16 protein-coding genes are annotated in these 18,110 nt (G+C 63.7%); 11 read left to right on the forward strand and 5 right to left on the reverse strand.

The genetic code is table 11. The features are described from left to right. Positions 1-30 precede the first annotated feature (30 nt). The 9 genes from GEV02_RS06410 to GEV02_RS06450 all read left to right on the forward strand — a co-directional run bounded on the left by GEV02_RS06410 (position 31) and on the right by GEV02_RS06450 (position 7,398). Positions 31-699 (forward strand): CoA pyrophosphatase, encoded by a 669-nt coding sequence (locus GEV02_RS06410; RefSeq protein ID WP_152837230.1) that lies wholly within the window; start codon positions 31-33, stop codon positions 697-699. Between the two features lie 153 nt (positions 700-852). After that, positions 853-1,821, forward strand: coding sequence for a CobD/CbiB family protein (locus GEV02_RS06415; protein WP_152837232.1), 969 nt, complete (start codon positions 853-855; stop codon positions 1,819-1,821). A 236-nt stretch (positions 1,822-2,057) separates the two neighbouring features. Next, a complete protein-coding gene (locus GEV02_RS06420) occupies positions 2,058-2,393 on the forward strand; it encodes a DUF3579 domain-containing protein (protein ID WP_070267610.1) in 336 nt (111 codons plus the stop codon). A gap of 94 nt (positions 2,394-2,487) precedes the next feature. Then, positions 2,488-5,238, forward strand: a complete 2,751-nt coding sequence (locus tag GEV02_RS06425) for a M16 family metallopeptidase (RefSeq protein ID WP_152837234.1) — start codon at positions 2,488-2,490, stop codon at positions 5,236-5,238. Positions 5,239-5,252: 14 nt separating this feature from the next. Further along, positions 5,253-5,492 carry a hypothetical protein gene (locus GEV02_RS06430; protein ID WP_152837236.1) on the forward strand — a complete coding sequence of 80 codons (240 nt, stop codon included), beginning with the start codon at positions 5,253-5,255 and terminating at the stop codon, positions 5,490-5,492. Between the two features lie 9 nt (positions 5,493-5,501). After that, entirely contained in the window at positions 5,502-5,744 is a 243-nt protein-coding gene (locus tag GEV02_RS06435) for a hypothetical protein (RefSeq protein ID WP_152837238.1), read from the forward strand. 71 nt (positions 5,745-5,815) lie between these two features. Further along, positions 5,816-5,989: an acylphosphatase gene (locus tag GEV02_RS06440; protein ID WP_174998996.1), complete on the forward strand. Its 174-nt coding sequence runs from the start codon at positions 5,816-5,818 to the stop codon at positions 5,987-5,989. A 49-nt stretch (positions 5,990-6,038) separates the two neighbouring features. Beyond that, positions 6,039-6,503, forward strand: a complete 465-nt coding sequence (locus GEV02_RS06445; protein ID WP_152804531.1) for an Rrf2 family transcriptional regulator — start codon at positions 6,039-6,041, stop codon at positions 6,501-6,503. After that, positions 6,478-7,398: an NAD(P)/FAD-dependent oxidoreductase gene (locus GEV02_RS06450; RefSeq protein ID WP_152837240.1), complete on the forward strand. Its 921-nt coding sequence runs from the start codon at positions 6,478-6,480 to the stop codon at positions 7,396-7,398. Before GEV02_RS06445 ends, GEV02_RS06450 begins: the two co-directional genes overlap by 26 nt. Positions 7,399-7,473: 75 nt before the next feature. Here GEV02_RS06450 and GEV02_RS06455 read toward each other — a convergent pair whose 3' ends face one another. Together GEV02_RS06455 and GEV02_RS06460 are read right to left on the reverse strand one after the other, a co-directional pair. After that, positions 7,474-8,979 carry a tryptophan halogenase family protein gene (locus tag GEV02_RS06455; protein WP_152837241.1) on the reverse strand — a complete coding sequence of 502 codons (1,506 nt, stop codon included), beginning with the start codon at positions 8,977-8,979 and terminating at the stop codon, positions 7,474-7,476. Between the two features lie 62 nt (positions 8,980-9,041). Then, positions 9,042-11,741: a TonB-dependent receptor gene (locus GEV02_RS06460; protein ID WP_174998998.1), complete on the reverse strand. Its 2,700-nt coding sequence runs from the start codon at positions 11,739-11,741 to the stop codon at positions 9,042-9,044. Positions 11,742-12,149: 408 nt separating this feature from the next. On the opposite strand from GEV02_RS06460, the gene GEV02_RS06465 reads away from it, so the two are divergent. Together GEV02_RS06465 and GEV02_RS06470 are read left to right on the forward strand one after the other, a co-directional pair. Continuing rightward, entirely contained in the window at positions 12,150-12,905 is a 756-nt protein-coding gene (locus tag GEV02_RS06465) for a GntR family transcriptional regulator (protein WP_152837243.1), read from the forward strand. Positions 12,906-12,919: 14 nt separating this feature from the next. Continuing rightward, entirely contained in the window at positions 12,920-14,224 is a 1,305-nt protein-coding gene (locus tag GEV02_RS06470) for a glycoside hydrolase family 18 protein (protein ID WP_152837244.1), read from the forward strand. 29 nt (positions 14,225-14,253) lie between these two features. On the opposite strand, the gene GEV02_RS06475 is transcribed toward GEV02_RS06470, so the two are convergent. The 3 genes from GEV02_RS06475 to GEV02_RS06485 all read right to left on the reverse strand — a co-directional run bounded on the left by GEV02_RS06475 (position 14,254) and on the right by GEV02_RS06485 (position 18,097). After that, the gene (locus GEV02_RS06475) at positions 14,254-15,558 is read right to left on the reverse strand and encodes a hypothetical protein (protein WP_152837245.1); all 1,305 of its coding nucleotides are present in this window, start codon (positions 15,556-15,558) and stop codon (positions 14,254-14,256) included. A gap of 105 nt (positions 15,559-15,663) precedes the next feature. After that, a complete protein-coding gene (locus GEV02_RS06480; RefSeq protein WP_152837246.1) occupies positions 15,664-16,788 on the reverse strand; it encodes an ABC transporter ATP-binding protein in 1,125 nt (374 codons plus the stop codon). A gap of 4 nt (positions 16,789-16,792) precedes the next feature. Further along, a complete protein-coding gene (locus GEV02_RS06485) occupies positions 16,793-18,097 on the reverse strand; it encodes an MFS transporter (protein WP_152837247.1) in 1,305 nt (434 codons plus the stop codon). Between the last annotated feature and the right edge of the window lie 13 nt (positions 18,098-18,110).

The raw sequence follows: 18,110 nt of genomic DNA on the forward strand, positions 1-18,110 counted from the left end.
GCCCCTTTTTTGCATGTATGGAGGTAGTGTTTGGCCAAGCCGTTATTCGACCCGAAAGAACTGCCTGTGGATGCCATCGCCGGCGAGCCCGCTGTTGCGCCGGAGCGTTTGACGCCCGCGTGGCTGCGCGGCCGCTTCATCGAGCAGCCGTTGTGGACGCCCGAGGGCGCCGAGGAATCGCTGGGCAGCCTGTCGCAGCGGCCGACGCCAACGCCTGCTTCGGTGCTGATCCCGCTGGTGCAGCGCGAGGCCGGCCTGACCATCCTGCTGACCCAGCGCACCGCGCACCTGACCGATCACGGTGGCCAGATCAGTTTTCCCGGCGGCCGCGCCGAAGACTACGACAGCGATGCGGTCGATACCGCGCTGCGCGAGTCGGAGGAGGAGATCGGGCTGGCGCGCCGCCACGTGGACGTGCTGGGCACCTTACCCAAGTATCTGACCGGCACCGGTTATTGCGTCACCCCCGTGGTGGGCCTGATCGCGCCGCCGTTCGAGGTGACCGCCGATCCGTCCGAGGTGGCGGAGATTTTCGAAGTACCGCTGGCCTTCCTGATGGACGGTCTGAATCACCAGCGGCTGTCGGTGCAACTGCCGGGCGGCCGGCGCAGCTTCTACGCGATGCCGTACGGCGACTATTACATCTGGGGTGCAACTGCGGGCATGCTGCGCAATCTGTTCCATTTCTTGCGCGCATAGTCACACTACGCTATCGTAGCGGGCATCTGTAAGTTTGCTTAGAAAGGCGCGCAGCTTCGTTGCGGCTCCTCGCCGTACAATTTGTACTGTCTTCGTCGCCGCGCCTCGCTGCGCACCTTTCTAAGCAAACTTAGTCGACTCAAAGGACGTTTAATGACATTTCTTTCCATTCTATGTGCGCTGCTGATCGAGCAAATGAAGCCGCTGCGCGCGGACAATCCGATCTACGCTGAAATCAAGAGCCTGGCGTTGCGGATGGAGACCTGGTTCAATGCCGGTCACTCGACCCACGGCCGCATGGGCTGGTTCCTGATGATGGCCATCCTGATGGTGCCGACGGCACTGATTTACTGGGTGCTCAAGCACTACAACTGGTTCCTGGCCGCGTTCGCATGGAACGTGCTGATCGTCTACCTGACGCTGGGCTTCCGCCACTACAGCCATTACTTCACCTCGATCCAGCTGGCGCTCAACGCCGGCGACGACGCCACCGCGCGCGCCTTGCTGGCCGAGTGGACCAAGCAGGACACGGTGGGCATGGAAACCTCCGAGATCGCCCGCATCGCCGTCGAGAAGTCGCTGATTACCACGCACCGCAATGTGTTCGGTGTGTTCTTCTGGTTCCTGATGCCGCTGGGCCCTGCCTGCGCCGTGATGTACCGCGTGGCCGAGCATCTGGCGCGCGCCTGGAACGAACCTGAACACATGCGCAACGAGGCCTTCGGGCAGTTCGCCGCGCGCGCGTTCTACTGGATCGACTGGATACCTGTGCGGCTGACGGCGGTGGCCTTCGCCGTGGTCGGCAATTTCGAGGACGCTATCTACGCGTGGCGCAACTTCGCCCACCGCTGGGCGGACGAGGCGATCGGCATCATTCTGTCGGCCGGTGGCGGCGCGATGGGCGTGCGTCTGGGCTCGCCGGTGGAAAACGCCGCCAAGGTGTTGCCGGCCGATGCGGCCACGGTGGACCTCAGCGACGAGGAGCCGGACGTGCTGCCGGGCGAGGAGCCGAATGTGCGCGCGCTGCAAAGCACGGTGGGCCTGGTGTGGCGCGCCTTGTTGTTGTGGATGATGTTGTTATTGCTGCTGTCGGGCGCAGTCTGGCTCGGCGCGACGCCATAACGCAGCACATAAGCAGGTACAATAGCGGCATTGCTGTGGTGCAGAATGATGATTATTCTGCACCAAAGTGGTTAATCGCGCTGGAATCTGGATTGAAATCAATGACTTACGTATTTAGGTCTTCTATAAGATATAATACGTAAGATTCTTACAGAATGATATCCGCCCGTCCGACCAAGCCGGGATCTTCCACGCATTCTTGTTACCAACAAGTATCTACTCCTAAGCAGCCGCCTATGGCAGAGTCAGCTAACAAACCGTCAGAACAGCAGGATTCGTTCTTCATCCTCGGCCAGACCAGCAATGGCAGGCAGTTCCGTCCCAGCGACTGGGCCGAGCGCCTGTGCGGCGTGATGTCCTGCTTCAAGCCGGAAGGCTATGGCGGCGGACGCGACTCCCATTTGCAGTTCTCGCCATATGTCACGCCGACCGTCATCAATGGCGTCAAGTCGGTGGTGGTCAACGGCAAGCTGCGCCAGCTGGAACCGCTGGCCTATCACTTCGTCATCTCCTTCGCCAAGGACAACGACCTGCAGATGGTCGATGCCTGCATCCTGCCTGAAAAAGCCTGACCCTTCCCGTGTTTTAAAATTTGCTTAAGCGTCTACCCACGAGGGCGGGGTAGGGCGTATGCTGCCTGTTCTTCAGTTTTTTTCGCGAGAGACCATGAACACCAGCCGTTTGAAACACGTCGCCGCCGCCAGCCTGATGCTGTGCGGCCTGTCCTTTGCCGCCACCGGCAGCGCCTGGGCGCAGACCTTGCCGGCCGGCGTGGTCAAGGGACCGTCGGTCGAGGGCATCAGCGAGTACCGGCTGCCGAACGGCTTGAAGGTGCTGCTGTTCCCCGATGCGTCCAAGCCGACGGTGACGGTCAACGTCACTTATCTGGTCGGCTCGCGCCACGAGAATTACGGCGAGACGGGCATGGCCCACCTGCTGGAACACATGATGTTCAAGGGGGCGCCGAAGAACCGCAGCATTCCGCAGGAATTCGCCAACCGGGGCATGGAGTTCAACGGCACCACTTCCTACGACCGCACCAATTACTACGAGGTGTTCCAGGCCAGCCAGGATAATCTGAAGTGGGCGCTGGATATGGAGGCGGATCGCATGGTCCATTCCTTCATCGCCCGCAAGGATCTCGATTCCGAGATGACGGTGGTGCGCAACGAGTATGAGAGCGGCGAGAACGATCCGTTTTCGGTGCTGTTGAAGCGCATGCAGAGCGTGGCGTATGACTGGCATTCGTATGGCCGTTCGACCATCGGCAATCGCAGCGATATCGAGAACGTGCGTATCGAGAACTTGCAGGCTTTCTATCGCACCTACTATCAGCCGGACAACGCGGTGCTGCTGGTGGCCGGCAAGTTCGAGCCGTCGCAGACGCTGGCGTGGATCAGCAAATCGTTCGGCGCGATCCCGAAACCCAAGCGCAGCCTGCCGCCGTTCTGGACGGTCGAGCCGACGCAGGACGGTGAGCGCAGCTTCGTGGTGCGGCGCAAGGGCGATATGCAGGTGATCGCGCTGGGCTACAAGATTCCGTCGGCGCTGCAGCAGGATAGCGATGCGCTGAGTTTCATGTCCGAGATTCTGGGCGATACGCCGACCGGGCGTCTGCACAAGGCGCTGGTGGAGAGCGGCAAGGCGGCGCAGGTGTTCAGCTTCGGCCAGACCGGTTATGCGCCGGGCTTGCAGATCATCGGCGCGGTGGTGAAGGCGGGCGAGCCGCTGGAGCCGGTGCGCGATGCGTTGATCGCGACGGTGGAGGGCTTCGCCAGCACGCCGCCTACTGCGGAGGAGATGGAGCGCGCGCGGCGCAATTTCGCCAATGGCATCGAGAAGGCGCTCAATGATCCGCAGCGCGTGGGCGTGAGCCTGTCCGAGGAGATCGCGCTGGGCGATTGGCGCTTGCTGTTCGAGGGCCGCGACAAGCTGCCGGGTATCACGCCGGAGCAGGTGGCTGCGGCTGCGGGGCGTTATCTGAAGCGCGACAACCGTGTGGTCGGCAGCTTCGTGCCGGAGGACGCGCCGCTGCGCGCGGAGGTTCCGGCTGCGCCGACGGTGGCGGAGGTGATGAAGGATTTCAAGGGCAAGGATAGCGTGCTGACGTCGGAGGTGTTCGATCCGAGCCAGGCCAATATCAATGCGCGCAGCGAGATCAAGACTATCGGCGGCTTGAAGGTGGCGCTGCTGACCAAGAAGAACCGGGGCGAGTCGGTGTCGGTGGACTTGCAGCTGCATTGGGGCGATGAGAAGAATTTGTTCAACACGGCCATCGTGTCGAACGCCGCCAGCGAGATGCTGATGCGCGGTACCAGCAAGTACAGCCGCGAGCAGTTGGCCGATGCTTTCGCCAAGCTGAAGATATCCGGCAGCCTGTATCACTTCGACACCACCGGGCCGAATCTGGATGCGGCGCTGCGGCTGGTCGCGCATGTGCTGAAGGAGGCCAGCTTCCCGGCGGCGGAGTTCGAGCAGTTGCGCCAGCAGTGGCTGGTGGCGATTGAGGCGTCGCGCAATGAGCCGCAGTCGCTGGCGCGCACGGAGGTGGATCTGTATTTCAACCATTATCCGAAGGGCGATGTGCGGGCGCCGATGACGGTCGATGAGCAGCTGGCGGCAGTGAAGGCATTGAAGCTGGAGGACGTGGTGGCCTTCCATCGCGAGTACTACGGCGCCAATCATGGCGAGCTGGCGATTGTCGGCGATTTCGACAAGGCGGCGATCGGCAAGACCATAGCCGAGAGCTTCGGAGGCTGGGACAGCAAGGTGGCTTATGCGCCGATCACTTCGGCCAATGAGGACAAGGCGCCGCTGCACAAGGCGATCAATGCGCCGGACAAGGAGAACGGTTTCTACACCGCGCGCTTGAACCTGGACCTGAACGTCAACGATGCGGAGTATCCGCTGCTGGACCTGGCCAACTACATCTTCGGTGAGGGCGGCTTGAAGTCGCGGCTGATGGATCGCATTCGTCAGAAGGATGGCTTGTCTTATGGCGGCGGTTCGGGTTTGCAGCCTGGGGAGATCGACCGCGCCGGCAGCTTCGGTATCGATGCCATCGCAGCGCCGCAGAATCTGAAGAAGCTGGAAGCGGCGATCAGGCAGGAGCTGGAGCGGGCGGTGAAGGATGGCTTCACGGCGGCTGAACTGGCGGGCGCGAAATCGGGCCTGTTGCAGCAGCGCGTGCAGAACCGCTCGAAGGACAGCGTGCTGGCTGCTGGGTGGACGCGCAATCTGTATATGAACCGCACATACAGCTGGAGCAAGGAGTATGAGGACAAGCTGAAGGCGGCCACGCTGGTGCAGGTGAATGCGGCCTTCCGCAAGGCTATCGATCCGGCCAAGCTGACGGTGGTGACGGCGGGCGATGAGGCCAAGGCCAAAGGTGCGGCGCCTGCCGCGAGTGCGAAGTAATCGATAGGGAAAACATGGCTGCACTGTCGCTTGTTCTTACCGCCTTGTCGGTGCTGACCTTCTGGCTGGTGGTGCCGCTGTTCGTGCTGCCTCCTTTGGCTTTCTTCTTCGGATACAAGGCATACAAGGCGAGGCGGGCGAAGGGTGTGCCGGCGGGCCGCTTCGGACAGTTGCTGTCGGTTTTGCCGATGGTGCTGGCCGTGGCGGCATTCTGTCTGGAGTTGTATGTTATGAATGTGGGTTATCGGGCTTGAATGGGCAATATGAAGCAATTTTTTGGTTACGCAGTAGGTATTAACTTCTTTTCTTTTATCCTTGGCGCCATGTATTTTGGCGGCGATGCCTTGAATGGGAAAGAGAAGGATGGCCACTTTTTTCTCGCATCTCATGGAAAATTTACTCAGGTAAGTGAAAGTGTTTTCAGTTACAGCAAGCTTCATGCGATGTCGGTGTTGGTTTCCATAGGCTTGCTTGTGATATTTCATTATTTTGGTAAAACTGAATAAATCAATAAACGCTTTAAGGGTCGTGCAGTACTAATCCCACCCTGTATTCTTTCGGCAATTTGGGAGCGATCATGATTCGATTGATGGTGGAGGCCGCTGTCGATGGCGAGGCGCATGCCATCGAGGCCATTACCGCATGGGCCCGGCGCGGCCCGCCCGCAGCCCAGGTTTCCAAGGTGACGGTCGACGACGGCCCGGCGTTGGATGCGGTGGCCGGCGACTTCAGGATTCTGCCGACGCTGTAAAAAGCGCCACGGCCAGCACGCTTCCCGATTATGTACTATCATTAGTTACATGAGACGAGACAGCAAACTATCTTCCATCCTGCACGTGCTGCTGCACATGGCGCATGCCGAGCGGCCTTTTACCTCCGACGAACTGGCGGGCTTCCTCGGCACCAATCCGGTGCTGGTGCGGCGCGTGCTGGCCGGGCTGCGCGAGCGCGGCTACGTGGGCTCCGGCAAGGGCCACGGCGGCGGCTGGAGCATCACCTGCGACCTGCGCAAGGTGACGCTGCGCGACATCTACGAGGCGGTCGGTTCGCCCACGGTGTTCGCGATGGGGAATCGTGACGAGCATCCGCTATGCCTGGTGGAGCGCGCCGTCAACGACGCGCTGTCCAGCGCCTTCGATGAAGCCGAGGCTTTGCTGATCGAACGTTTCAAGGACGTGACGCTGGCCGACCTGTCGGCCCGCTTCAACGACGGATACGCCAATCACAAAGGAGCTTCCCATGCACATCCCCCATCCGACGACTGAATTCGACGTCATCGTCATCGGCGGCAGTTACGCCGGCCTGTCTGCCGCGATGCAGCTGGCGCGCGCCCGCCGCCGCGTGCTGGTGATCGACGCCGGCCAGCGCCGCAACCGATACGCCCAGCATTCACATGGCTTCCTTGGTCAGGACGGCCGCGAGGCTGCGGCCATCGCCGCCGACGGCCGCGCGCAGTTGATGAAGTATCCGACGGTGCGCTGGATCGAAGCTTCGGCCACGCAGGCGGCCCAGACGGCGCAAGGCTTCCGCGTGACGCTGACCGATGGCGGTTCGTTCAACGCAGCAAGGCTGCTGCTGGCGACCGGCGTGGTCGACGAGCTGCCACCGATCGCCGGCCTGGCCGAGCGTTGGGGCAGCAGCGCTTTCCACTGCCCGTATTGCCACGGCTATGAATTGATGGAAGGCGCAATCGGCGTGCTGGCGACCGGCCCGCTGTCCATCCACCATGCGATGATGCTGCCGGACTGGGGGCAGGTGACGTTCTTCCTCAATGGCGCGTTCGAGCCGGACGAGGCGCAGCTGGCGGCGTTGGCTGCGCGCGGCGTGGCGATCGAGCGTACGCCGGTGCAGGCCATAGCCGGCCATGCGGCCGTGCAGTTGCAGGATGGCCGCAGCCTGGAGATGGCGGGACTGTTCGTGCTGACCCGCACCCACAGCGGCAGTCCGCTGGCCGAGCAACTGGGATGCGAGATGGAGCAGGGGGCGACCGGTTCGCATGTGCGGGTCGATGGGATGAAGGCGTCCAGCGTGGCCGGCGTGTTTGTATGCGGCGACGCGGCGCGCCTGTTCGGCAATGTGGCGCTGGCCGTGGCCGACGGCGCGATGGCCGGCGCCGCCACGCATCAGTCGCTGATCTTCGGGCTGGCCACCGCCGCATAGGCAAAAAAAAAACCCGCCAGGGCCGGGACAGCCCATGGCGGGGAACAGACTACACAATGAACCGGTTGGCGATCCTCAGCCCATGCTCTCCAGCACGGTGCGGTGGTCGCGGAAATTGAGTGCGCAGCGGCGCATGAAATCGTCCATCGGCGCCAGCATGTCGGCGGCGCCGGCCGGCGCGGGGGCCACGTCCGGGAAGGTGCCCATGCCGGCCAGCAGCGCGTGCCACGACAGGATGGGGTAGTAGCGTTCGATGTCCTGGCGGCGCAGTTCCGCCACCAGGTCGCCGCCTTCGATCCAGGTCTGGAAGATGTGCTTGAGCGAGTCCGACACGCCGTTCAGATTGCCGGCGTTGGTGCGCCAGTATTCGGTGTCGGTGCGGGTGTTGGTCTTGTAGTGGGCCACGATGTAGTCGCGGTGGCCGTCGAAGTAGTCGTGGATCTGCTGGTTGTAGGCCTGCTGCGCCGCTTCGCTGAAGTCGCCCTTTTCCAGGAACAGCAGGAAGATCGCGGCCGTCATCTGGGTCAGGTATAGCGCGGTCGCCTCCAGCGGCTCCAGGAAGCCCTGCGACAATCCCACCGCCAGGCAGTTGCGGTTCCAGTGCTTGGCCACGCGGCCCAGCTTCATCTTCAGGTGGCGCGCCGGCGTGTCCGATTCCAGCGTGCCTATCTTGGCGCGCAGTTCGGTCTCGGCCTGGTCGGCCGAGACGAAGGCGGAGCTGTACACATAGCCGTTGCCGTAGCGGTTGGTGAGCGGGATCTGCCACGCCCAGCCGAACTTCATCGCGGCCGACACGGTCTTCGGTTCGATGCGCGCGCCGATCTCGGTCGGCATGGCGATGGCGGAATCGTTGAGCAGGTTGTCGGCGTAGCTGACGAAGGGCGTCTCCAGCGCCTTGCCGATCAACAGGGCGGAGAAGCCGGAGCAGTCGATGAAGAAGTCGGCCGCCAGCAGTTCGCCTTCCTCGGTGGCGACGGCGGCGATGTCGCCCTGCGCGTCGCGGGTGGCGTGGGTGACGTGGCAGACCTTGTGCTTGACGCCCAGCGCGGCGGCCTTCTTGTGCAGGAATTGTCCCAGCAGCGCGGCGTCGAAGTGGTAGCCGTAGGTGGTGAAGAACGGGAAGTTCTCGGACGCCTTGGGCGCCAGCGCGTCGTCGCTCAGGCGCGACGACAGGAAGTAGCGGTTGGGCCGCGCGTCGACGTGGGCGCCGCGCTGGCGCGCATGGATGTTCTCGATGAAGGTCGGCAGCGTCAGGTTGTCGACCATCGTGGCGAACGGATGGAAATAGCTTTCGTAACCGGGCTTGGTGGACCAGCCGTCGAAGGCGATGCCGGTTTTATAGGTGGCGTTACATTCGGCCATCCATTCGGATTCGGCGATGCCCAGCGCGTCGAAGTAGCGCTTGAGCGCCGGCGTCGAGCCTTCGCCCACGCCGATCACGCCGACCGTCGGCGATTCCAGCACGGTGATCTCGACCCCGGTCTTGATCAGCGATTCGCCATACATCAGCGCCGTCATCCAGCCGGCCGAACCGCCGCCGACGATGAGGATCTTTTTGGGTGGGGCGCTATTGGCGTTCATGGTGTGCTGTTCGTTTGTGCGGATAAAAAGACGGGGCGCTCGCGCGCCCCGTCGTTCACGACTTAGTATTTACCGTGCAGAGCGAAGTACACCTGACGGCCATTCTTGTACAGCGAGCCTGGCAGGTCCATCGCGCCCGGCGTGTGGGTAATCGAACGCACCAGCGGATTGTTCAAGTCCTTGCCGTCCAGCGTGAGGCTGTAGTTCTCGTTGATCTGATAGGCGATCGATGCCGACAGCGTGCCGATAGGCGCCTGGAAGGCGGCGCTGTTGCGGCTGGTGCCGTTCAGGAAGCCCGAGCGCCAGCTGTAGGTGATGCGGGCGCTGAACTTGTCCTGCTCGTAGAAGGCGCCGACGTTGTAGGCGTTCTTCGAGGTGCCGATCAGGGTGCAATCGGCGTAGGCCAGCGCGCCGCAGGCCGAACCTGGCGCCTTGCCGGTTTCCGAACCCAGCGTGTAGGTGTAGTTGGCGTTCACGCCGAAGCCCTTGGCCAGATCCTGCACGTAGGCGAACTCCAGACCTTTCACTTCCGCCGTGGTGTTCAGTGGGGTGCTGACCTGGTACACGGTGTTCTGCTTTTGCAGCTGGTTGTAGAAGGTGGCGGTGCCGGAACCGTAGGTCACGTAGCCATCGAGCGACGAGTAGAAGGCGTCGGCCGACAGCATCGATTTCGGCGCGAAGTACCACTCCAGGCCCAGGTCGAAGTTATTGGCGCGGATAGGACGCAGGTTCGGATTGCCGACGTTGCCGGTGCCCTGAACGTCGCGCAGATCGACGCCGGCCATCATGCCCAGCTCAGGACGGGCCATGGTGCGGCTGGTGCTGAAGCGGCCGACCAGATCCTTGTTGATATCGAGGCGGAAGTTCGCGCTCGGCAGGAAGTCGATATAGCTGTTCGAGTAGCGCTTAGGCTCGAAGCCGCCCGATGGGCCGATCTCGAAGCGGTTCACTTCTTCGGTGGTGTGCACCACGCGCACGCCGAAGTTACCCGACAGGCTCTCGGTGGAGAAGTTGGCCATCAGGTAGGCCGACTGGGTCGGTTCCTTGATGCTGAACTCGCTCTGCTTGAGGTCGCCCGAGTAGCTGCCATACTTGCTCAGCCAGCCGTTGACGGCGTCCTGCGAGAAGGTCCAGTAGCCGGCGCCGTTGGCGCCCAGGTCGTTGAAGTCGTTCGGGAAGGCGGTCAGGCCGGATATCGGCAGGTTGCCCACCGAATCGAGGCCGGGCAGGGCGTTGATGCCGATCGAGGTCAGGTCGCGCTTGTGTTCCGCAACGCGGCCGCCGAACTGCAGCGAGTGCACTGCGCCCCATTCGGTTTTCAGCGTGCCGTCCACCTGGCCGTAGGTTTCCTTGTCGGTCGCGGTGACGTGCGAGCCGTAGGTGTACGGGGTGGCCTGCTGGCCGCCGATCGAGAACTTGTCGGCGCCCGGCGTGTTGTAGATCACCGGCGAACCGGAACCGCTGATCGTGTAGCTGCCGCCGGTCCAAGGCATCCAGACGCCCAGCGCGCCGCTGACGGTGTTGCCCAGGCCCTTGGTGGTGCCGAGCTTGCCGTTCAGGGTCAGGTTTTCATTGACGCGCCATTTGGCGTCGACGTTGACGAACTGCGACTGGCTCTCGGCCACAGGGCGGCTGAACTCTTCCTGCACCGCGCTCGACATGGTGGCGCAGGCGGTGCAGTTGGCCGGCACGGTGCCGGTCAGCTGGGTGATCACGCCGTTGCTCAGGGTGCCGCTGACGGCGCCGGTCGGGAAGTTGGTGGTGGCCCACGACGGCGCCAGGAAGCGGCCCAGCGACTGCATGAAGTTGTGGTTGATGTTCGGTGCGTCCAGGTGCGAATGGAAGGCCGTCAGGTCCAGCGTCAGGTCGTTGCTGGCCTTGAGCTGCACGTCGATCAGGCCGCCGTTGCGGGTGCGCTTCTGTTCAAACCAGGCGGTGCCGCCCAGGAAGTTGGCCATGGCGCCGGCAGCCGGCGTGGTCTTGATGGCGGTGGCCGCGCCCGGGATGGCCTTGTCGATCGGGCTGCCCGCGTCGACGTGGTCGTACCAGACCTGGTTTTCCTGGCCGACGCGGCTCAGCGTGCGTTTTTCATGGAAGCCTTGCACCAGGATGCCGAGGGTGTTGCTGTCGTTCTTCCAGGCGATCAGGGCGTTGATCTGCGGATCGGTCTTGCCGGAGTTGGACGAGTTGACGCCGCCGAGGCTGAACTGGGCATTGAATTTCTTCTTGAAGTCCAGCGGCTTGCGGGTCTCGATATCGACCACGCCTTCGGCGCCGCCTTCGAGCAGGTCCGCCTGCGAGCCTTTGTGCACGGTGACACGGCCGATCAGTTCGGAAGGGAACAGCGAGAAGCTCACGCTGCGGCCGCCGCCGACGATGTTGTCGGCGAACCAGTCGCCGCTCGATACCGAGTGGCCGTTCAGGGTGGTCAGGGTCAGGCCGAACGGGGTGCCGCGCAGGGCGACGCGGTCGTTCTCGCCGAACGAGCCTTCGCCGCCGCCGGCTGCCGCCACGCTCACGCCTGGCAGGCGCTGCAGCGAGTCGGCGACGTTTTTGTCAGGCATCTTGCCGACGTCTTCGGCGGTGATCACTTCGACCAGGCTGTCGGAGTTGCGCTTCTGGTTCAGCGATTGCTGCAGCGAGGCGCGGATGCCGGTGACGATCACCTGTTCCGGCGCCGCCGCTTCCTGCGCTTGCGCCGTGATGCTGGCGCCGAGTATCAGCAGACCGACCGCGGTGGCGATAGGCGTGCGTTTGGACATTTTCGTGTTATTTGAATTGTGGTACATGTTCCCTCCCGTTGATGAAGGCTCCGCCGAGCCTACTGATTGTTGATGTGTCTCTTATTTACTTCTTTACAAACCACTTACAAAACCAATCCAACGCCAATATACCCGTCTTTGAATACCAGATCACTACCACTTTCAAATTCTTTTTTGTTATGTTGTATGCGGCATACAGACTGTTGCTTTGGTAACTATTAGCTACCGGCGATGCGGTGGTATGGAACCGGGATTTGTATCGCTACAACAGGCGCAAACCCAGTATCCATGCGGGTTTGCGGGGTGATGATTAAAATATTTGATGACGCGGGTGGGACCGCTTGCTGTGCGCTGGTCTTTTTTTGGTATTATCGATTGACAACTACAAGACAGGATGCGTGCAGCGTTATGGAAAGCAATCCAATCAGCCCACTGGTACACATCCGGGCGCACCTCAATGAGACCAGTCACCTTCCCCTTTACCAGCGCCTGCAGCGGGCGCTGCGCTCGGCGATCGAGCACCATCTGCTCAAGCCGGAGGACGCGCTGCCGGCCGAACGCCAGCTGGCGGCCGACCTGGCGATCTCGCGCATCACGGTGCGCAAGGCCATCGACGGCCTGGTCGGCGAGGGCGTGCTGGTGCGCCGGCCCGGCTCCGGCAACTTCATCAACACCCGCATCGAAAAGAACTTCGCCAAGCTGACCTCGTTTTCCGAGGACATGCGGGCGCGCGGGCGCACGCCGCGCAGCGTGTGGCTCAAGCGCTCGGAAGGCACGGTGACGCCGGACGAGGCGATGCGGCTGCGGCTCAGTCCCGGCGCCGCGGTCTACCGCTTCCACCGCATGCGCTACGCCGACGACGAGCCGATGTGCCTGGAGTACGCCACCATCGTCGCCTCGTGCCTGCCGTCGCTGGAGGCGGTCGACACCTCGATGTACGACGCGCTGGAGCGGGCCGGCAACCGGCCGGTGCGCGCGCTGCAACGGCTGTCGGCGCTGCTGCTCAATGCGGAGCAGGCCATGCTGCTGCAGGCGCGCGAGGGCGACGCCGGCCTCGCGGTGGAGCGGCTGGGCTTTCTGCGCGACGGCCGCGCGGTGGAGTTTTGCCGCTCCTATTTTCGCGGCGATATGTACGACTTCGTGGCGGAACTGAACGCCACCTGACCTTGCAAGGACTTATGAACTGCTACCGTTTGAAACGCCCGGCGCTGGCGCTGGCCGGTGCGCTGGTGTGCGCGCCATCGATGGCCGCGCCTGAAATCGTCGGTTACTACCCCGGCTGGAAGTCGGACGCCTTCGCCGTCAGCGCCGCCAACGTCGGCGCCGGCAAGCTGACGATGGCGCTGTACGCTTTCGTCGATGTCTGCTGGGACGGCAAGCATGGCAACGCCGATCCCTCGGTCAACGACGTGGCGCCGTGCCAGGACGCGGCCGGCGATGCGGCATCGGCCAACGGCGCGCTGGTGTTCCGCGACGCCGCCAGCGACGGCGCCAATCTGCGCGCGCTGGTGGCGCTGAAGCGGCGCCACCCGGGTTTCAAGGTGGTGGTGTCGGTGGGCGGCTGGAACTGGTCGAACCGCTTTTCCAACGTGGCCGATGCGCCGGCCGCGCGCGCCGCCTTCATCGCCTCCGCCGTGAAGACGATGCGGCGCCATGGCCTGGACGGCGTCGACATCGACTGGGAATATCCGGGCGAGGCCGGCGTGCCATGCGTGGCGGGCGAGGTGTGCGCGCGGCCGGCCGACAAGCGTAACTTCATCACGCTGGCGCGCGAGCTGCGCGCCGCCTTCGACGCGGCCGGGCGGGAAGACCGCAAGCATTACAGCATCACCATCGCCGCGGGCGGCAACGCCAACTACGTCAACGATGGCGGCGCGGCCAGCGGCTGGCTGCGCGAGCTGGCCTCCAGCCTGGACTGGATCAACATCATGGCCTACGACTACCACATGCCGTGGGAGCAGCGCAGCGGCCATCATGCGGCGCTGTACGGCGATGTCCGCGATCCGGTGACGGACGACGGCTTCTACGCGGCCGGTTCGGTGCGGCGCTATCTGCAGGCCGGCGTGGCGGCGCGGCAGCTGGTGCTGGGCGTGCCGTTCTACGGCTACGGCTGGAAAGGCTGTCCGCCGGGCGCCGATGGCGACGGCCAGTACCAGGCCTGCGACGGCGGCGCCACGGGCGGCGTGGATGGAGGCAATTCGTATGGCTACGGCCATCTGCTCAAGCAGGGCTATCTGACGCCGGCGCGCGATGGCAGCCAGGGCGGCGGTGGCTACCGGCGCTACTGGAACGCGGCGGCCAGGGCGCCGTATCTGTACAACGCGGCGCAGCAGGTCTGGATCACCTACGAAGATCCGGCGTCGCTGAAGGAGAAGGCGCGCTACATCAAGGCGCAGGGCCTGCGCGGGGCGATGTTCTGGGAGCTGAGCGCCGACGGCGGACATCAATTGCTGAACGCCTTGTCGTCGGCGATGCGGCGATAAAAAAGCCGGCGCTAGGCCGGCTTTCTCGATTACTTGGCTTCCGCCGGTGCTGCTTTCGGCGGGTTCTGGTACATGATCCAGTAGCGCGCCAGGTCGCCGCGGCCGTCGTTGCCGCTGATGGTTTCCAGCAGCTTGACCGAGTCATCCTTCTTGCCGGCGATCGCCAGCGCGTAGGCCAGGCGCAGCTTGGCGTCTTCAGGATTCTTCGACACGCCCTTGGCGATACCCTGTTTCATCAGGTCGATGCCCTTGTCGGCCTGACCCAGCGTCACATAGTTGTAGCCCAGGTTGACCAGGCCGACGCCGTCCTTGGATTTCAGCGCGGAGTCGATGCCCTTGTCGATGTTTTTCGCATCGTCGGCGGCGCCCTTGTTGGCGCTGTCGCGGATCTTCTGCAGAGCGGCCTTGTTCTTGTCGTTCGGGATGGCGCCTGGGTAGCCCTTGTCCATGGCGATCTTCGCTTCGGTGAAGAAGCCGCCCAGCACCGCCAGTTCGGCGATCTCGGCGTAGTCTTCCGGCTCCATCTTCGACGGTGCTGCCAGCGCTTTCAGGCGGGCGATGTCGAGGTCCAGGCGCGGCGCGTAGGCCTTCTTGCCGCGGGTGCGGTTCAGCAGGTCGAACCAGTAGTCTTCGGTCGGGTAGTAGCGGGTCAGCTCTTCCACCGCTTGCAGATACAGCTCGGTGTCCTTGGTCTTGATGCCGACGTTGCCCAGCAGGTTCAACTCGTCCTTGGGCGGCGTGGCGCCGGACTTCTTGGCGGCGGCGATGTCCTTCAGCGCTTCGGCCTTGGCGGTGGCGAAATCGTCCTTGAAGAAGTAGGAGCGCACGATGAACTGGCGCTGCTTGAGCGTGTCGCCCGACTCGGTGCCGTAGCGGGTGAACCAGGTGATGGCCTGGTCGTAGTCCTTGATGTTGCTGTAGTAGATGCCGGCGACGGCGTCGATGAAGCGCAGCTTGTCTTCAGGCTTCAGGCGGCCGGAGTCGATCATGGCGCTCAGCGCCTTGACGGTGCCTTGATGGTCGCCGTTGGCCTGGCCCAGTTGCACGCGCATCTGGTTCAGCACGAATTCTTCGTACGGCGTCACGTTCGGCATGGCGGCCGCGGTGTCGATGCGGTTCTTGAATTCGGCGTAGTTCTTCGCTGCCAGCAGATCTTTGGTCTGGGCCGGGTCGATCAGTTTGAAGATCTCGGGACGCACGGCATCCTTAGGCGGCTCGGCCGGCTTGGCGGCTTCGGCGGCGTAGACAGGGGACATGCCCAGCATGGCCGGTGCGGCATTCAGGCCGATGGCGGCCAGGATCAGGCTAATACGAGCGAGACGAGTGTGGGACATGAATTATCCTTCTATCAAACAATTTAGAGGGCCGGCGGGTACGCCATGCCATCGCGACAGTGTAAACCCGCGTATTGTTACATAAAACCGGGTCATATTACGAATTCAAGCGTGTGCCGGCGCGCGCGCCAGCGCCTGGCCTTCGGCGTTAAATAGCAGGCAACGCGACGGCGGCAGATGCACGCGGGTGCGGCTGCCGGCGTGCAGCGGCGGCGCCTCGGCGGTCTGCTTGACGGCGATCATTTCGCCCACGCCGGCCAGCGTGGTGTAGACGATGGACTGGTCGCCCAGGTATTCCACATGGCCGACGCCGACGTCGATGGCGTTGCCCTGCTGCGGCGCGGCGATGGACAGGTGCTCGGCGCGCACGCCCAGCGTGACGCGGTCGCCGCGCTGCGCGCCCGCGCCGCCATCCGCGCCGCCCGCCACCGCCACGTCGACGATGGCGCCGCCCGGCAGCAGCACGCTGGCATGGCCGGCCGACACCGCGATGATCTCGCCGGCGATGAAGTTCATCTTCGGCGTGCCGAGGAAGCCGGCCACGAACAGGTTGGCCGGATGGTTGTACAGCTCATGCGGCGTGCCGACCTGCTCGATGCGGCCGGCGTTGAACACCACGATGCGCTGGCCCAGCGTCATCGCCTCGACCTGGTCGTGGGTGACGTAGATCATGGTGGTCTTGAGTTCCTGGTGCAGGCGGCTGATCTCCACCCGCATCTGCACGCGCAGGCTGGCGTCCAGGTTGGACAGCGGCTCGTCGAACAGGAACACTTCCGGCGTGCGCACGATGGCGCGGCCGATGGCCACGCGCTGGCGCTGGCCGCCGGACAGCTCCTTGGGCCGGCGCTTGAGCAGCGGCGCGATCTGCAGAATCGCCGCCGCGCGCTCCACCGCCGCCGCCACCTCGGCCGGCTTGCGGCCGGCCAGCTTGAGCGCGAAGGCCATGTTCTCGTACACCGTCATGTGCGGGTACAGCGCGTAGGACTGGAACACCATGGCCAGCTTGCGCTGCGCCGGGGCGATGTCGTTGGCCAGCACGTCGCCGATGTGCAGCGTGCCGCCGCTGATCGGCTCCAGGCCGGCGATCATGCGCAGCAGGGTGGACTTGCCGCAGCCGGACGGGCCGACGAAGACCATGAATTCGCCGTCGGCGATATCGAGGTCGACGCCGTGGATCACGGCCGTCTGGTCGTAGCGCTTGACGATCTGTTGGAGGCTGACGCTGGCCATCCGCTTAGCCCGCGCGCACGGCGGCCTGCGGCGCCGGCTCTTCCTGCTCCTGCGGCCGCGCGGCCATCGGAATGATCTGCGACAGCACCGCCACCGGGATCGCGCACAGCATCACCCAGATGAAGAAGTGCTGGTAGCCCAGCGAGATCTGGATGTCGCCGCTGAACAGTTTGAACAGCACGAAGCCCAGCTGCATGATGCCGGTCGAGAAGGCGTAGTGCGCGGTCTGGAACTTGCCCGGCGCGACCACCTGCATCATGTACAGGATCAGGCCGACGAAGCCGAAGCCGTAGCCGAACATCTCGACGCTGAGCGCCACGCCGATCACCGACAGGTCGGTCGGCTGGAACACGGACAGCAGGTAGAACGCGACGTTGGGCAGGTTGACCGCGAGGATCAGCCACAGGATGGCGCGCTTGAGGCTGAGCCACGAGGTGAAGTAGCCGCCGGCGATGCTGCCGACCACGAAGGCCACGGTGCCGACGGTGCCGTAGACCGCGCCCACTTCGGCGGTGGTCAGGCCAAGGCCGCCGAGGTTGCGCGCCTCGCGCAGGAACAGGGGGCCGATCGACTGCACCTGCGCCTCGCCGGCGCGGAACAGAATGATAAATACGATCGAGATCCAGATGCCGGGCTTCTTGAAGAATTCGACGATCACTTCCCACAACGTGCGGGCGATGGCGCCGGCGTTGGTGTCGGCCGTGACCTCGTTCTTCGCCAGCGGCAGCGCCCAGCCGTTGTACAGGCCCAGGGCGACCATGATGGCGCCCAGGATGCAGAAGCAGATGGTCCATGCCGGCACCACGCCGATGGTCTTCTCGAAGTGGCCGGCCAGCAGCAGCAGGCCGCCGGTGGTGAAGAACTTGCCGGCGTTGAAGAAGGTGCCGGTCCAGCCGGCGTATTTGGCCTGGCCTTTTTCATCGAGACTGGTGATGTACAAGCCGTCGCAGGCGATATCGTGGGTGGCCGCCGAGATGCCGACCAGTGCGAGCATCGCCATGCAGCCCGCGAACCAGAACGGCGCATGCAGCGCCAGCGCCACGCCGCCCAGGCACAGGCCGCCGAAGACCTGGAAGCCGACCACCACCAGCTTCTTGCTGCTGGCCAGTTCCAGGAAGGGACTCCACAGCGGCTTGAAGACCCAGGCGAAGCCGATCAAGCCGGTCCAGTGATTGAGCTCGTCGTTGGGCACGCCCATGCTCTTCAACATCTGGTTGGCGACGATGGCCACCGCGAAGAACGGCAGGCCCTGCGCCAGATACAGGCTGGGTACCCAGAACTTCGGATTGCGTATTTTGTTGTTGTCCATATTGCCTCCTCCC

Source organism: Rugamonas aquatica (assembly GCF_009380215.1).
GTDB lineage: Bacteria > Pseudomonadota > Gammaproteobacteria > Burkholderiales > Burkholderiaceae_D > Rugamonas > Rugamonas aquatica_B.

Bases quoted from the DNA above. Each gene is read 5' to 3' on its own strand.
- GEV02_RS06420 (WP_070267610.1), top strand. From the start codon at position 2,058: ATGGCAGAGTCAGCTAACAAACCGTCAGAACAGCAGGATTCGTTCTTC.
- GEV02_RS06485 (WP_152837247.1), bottom strand. From the start codon at position 18,097: ATGGACAACAACAAAATACGCAATCCGAAGTTCTGGGTACCCAGCCTG.
- GEV02_RS06430 (WP_152837236.1), top strand. From the start codon at position 5,253: ATGGCTGCACTGTCGCTTGTTCTTACCGCCTTGTCGGTGCTGACCTTC.
- GEV02_RS06470 (WP_152837244.1), top strand. From the start codon at position 12,920: ATGAACTGCTACCGTTTGAAACGCCCGGCGCTGGCGCTGGCCGGTGCG.
- GEV02_RS06450 (WP_152837240.1), top strand. From the start codon at position 6,478: ATGCACATCCCCCATCCGACGACTGAATTCGACGTCATCGTCATCGGC.
- GEV02_RS06460 (WP_174998998.1), bottom strand. From the start codon at position 11,741: ATGTCCAAACGCACGCCTATCGCCACCGCGGTCGGTCTGCTGATACTC.
- GEV02_RS06425 (WP_152837234.1), top strand. From the start codon at position 2,488: ATGAACACCAGCCGTTTGAAACACGTCGCCGCCGCCAGCCTGATGCTG.
- GEV02_RS06480 (WP_152837246.1), bottom strand. From the start codon at position 16,788: ATGGCCAGCGTCAGCCTCCAACAGATCGTCAAGCGCTACGACCAGACG.
- GEV02_RS06440 (WP_174998996.1), top strand. From the start codon at position 5,816: ATGATTCGATTGATGGTGGAGGCCGCTGTCGATGGCGAGGCGCATGCC.
- GEV02_RS06415 (WP_152837232.1), top strand. From the start codon at position 853: ATGACATTTCTTTCCATTCTATGTGCGCTGCTGATCGAGCAAATGAAG.
- GEV02_RS06465 (WP_152837243.1), top strand. From the start codon at position 12,150: ATGGAAAGCAATCCAATCAGCCCACTGGTACACATCCGGGCGCACCTC.
- GEV02_RS06445 (WP_152804531.1), top strand. From the start codon at position 6,039: ATGAGACGAGACAGCAAACTATCTTCCATCCTGCACGTGCTGCTGCAC.
- GEV02_RS06435 (WP_152837238.1), top strand. From the start codon at position 5,502: ATGAAGCAATTTTTTGGTTACGCAGTAGGTATTAACTTCTTTTCTTTT.
- GEV02_RS06455 (WP_152837241.1), bottom strand. From the start codon at position 8,979: ATGAACGCCAATAGCGCCCCACCCAAAAAGATCCTCATCGTCGGCGGC.
- GEV02_RS06475 (WP_152837245.1), bottom strand. From the start codon at position 15,558: ATGTCCCACACTCGTCTCGCTCGTATTAGCCTGATCCTGGCCGCCATC.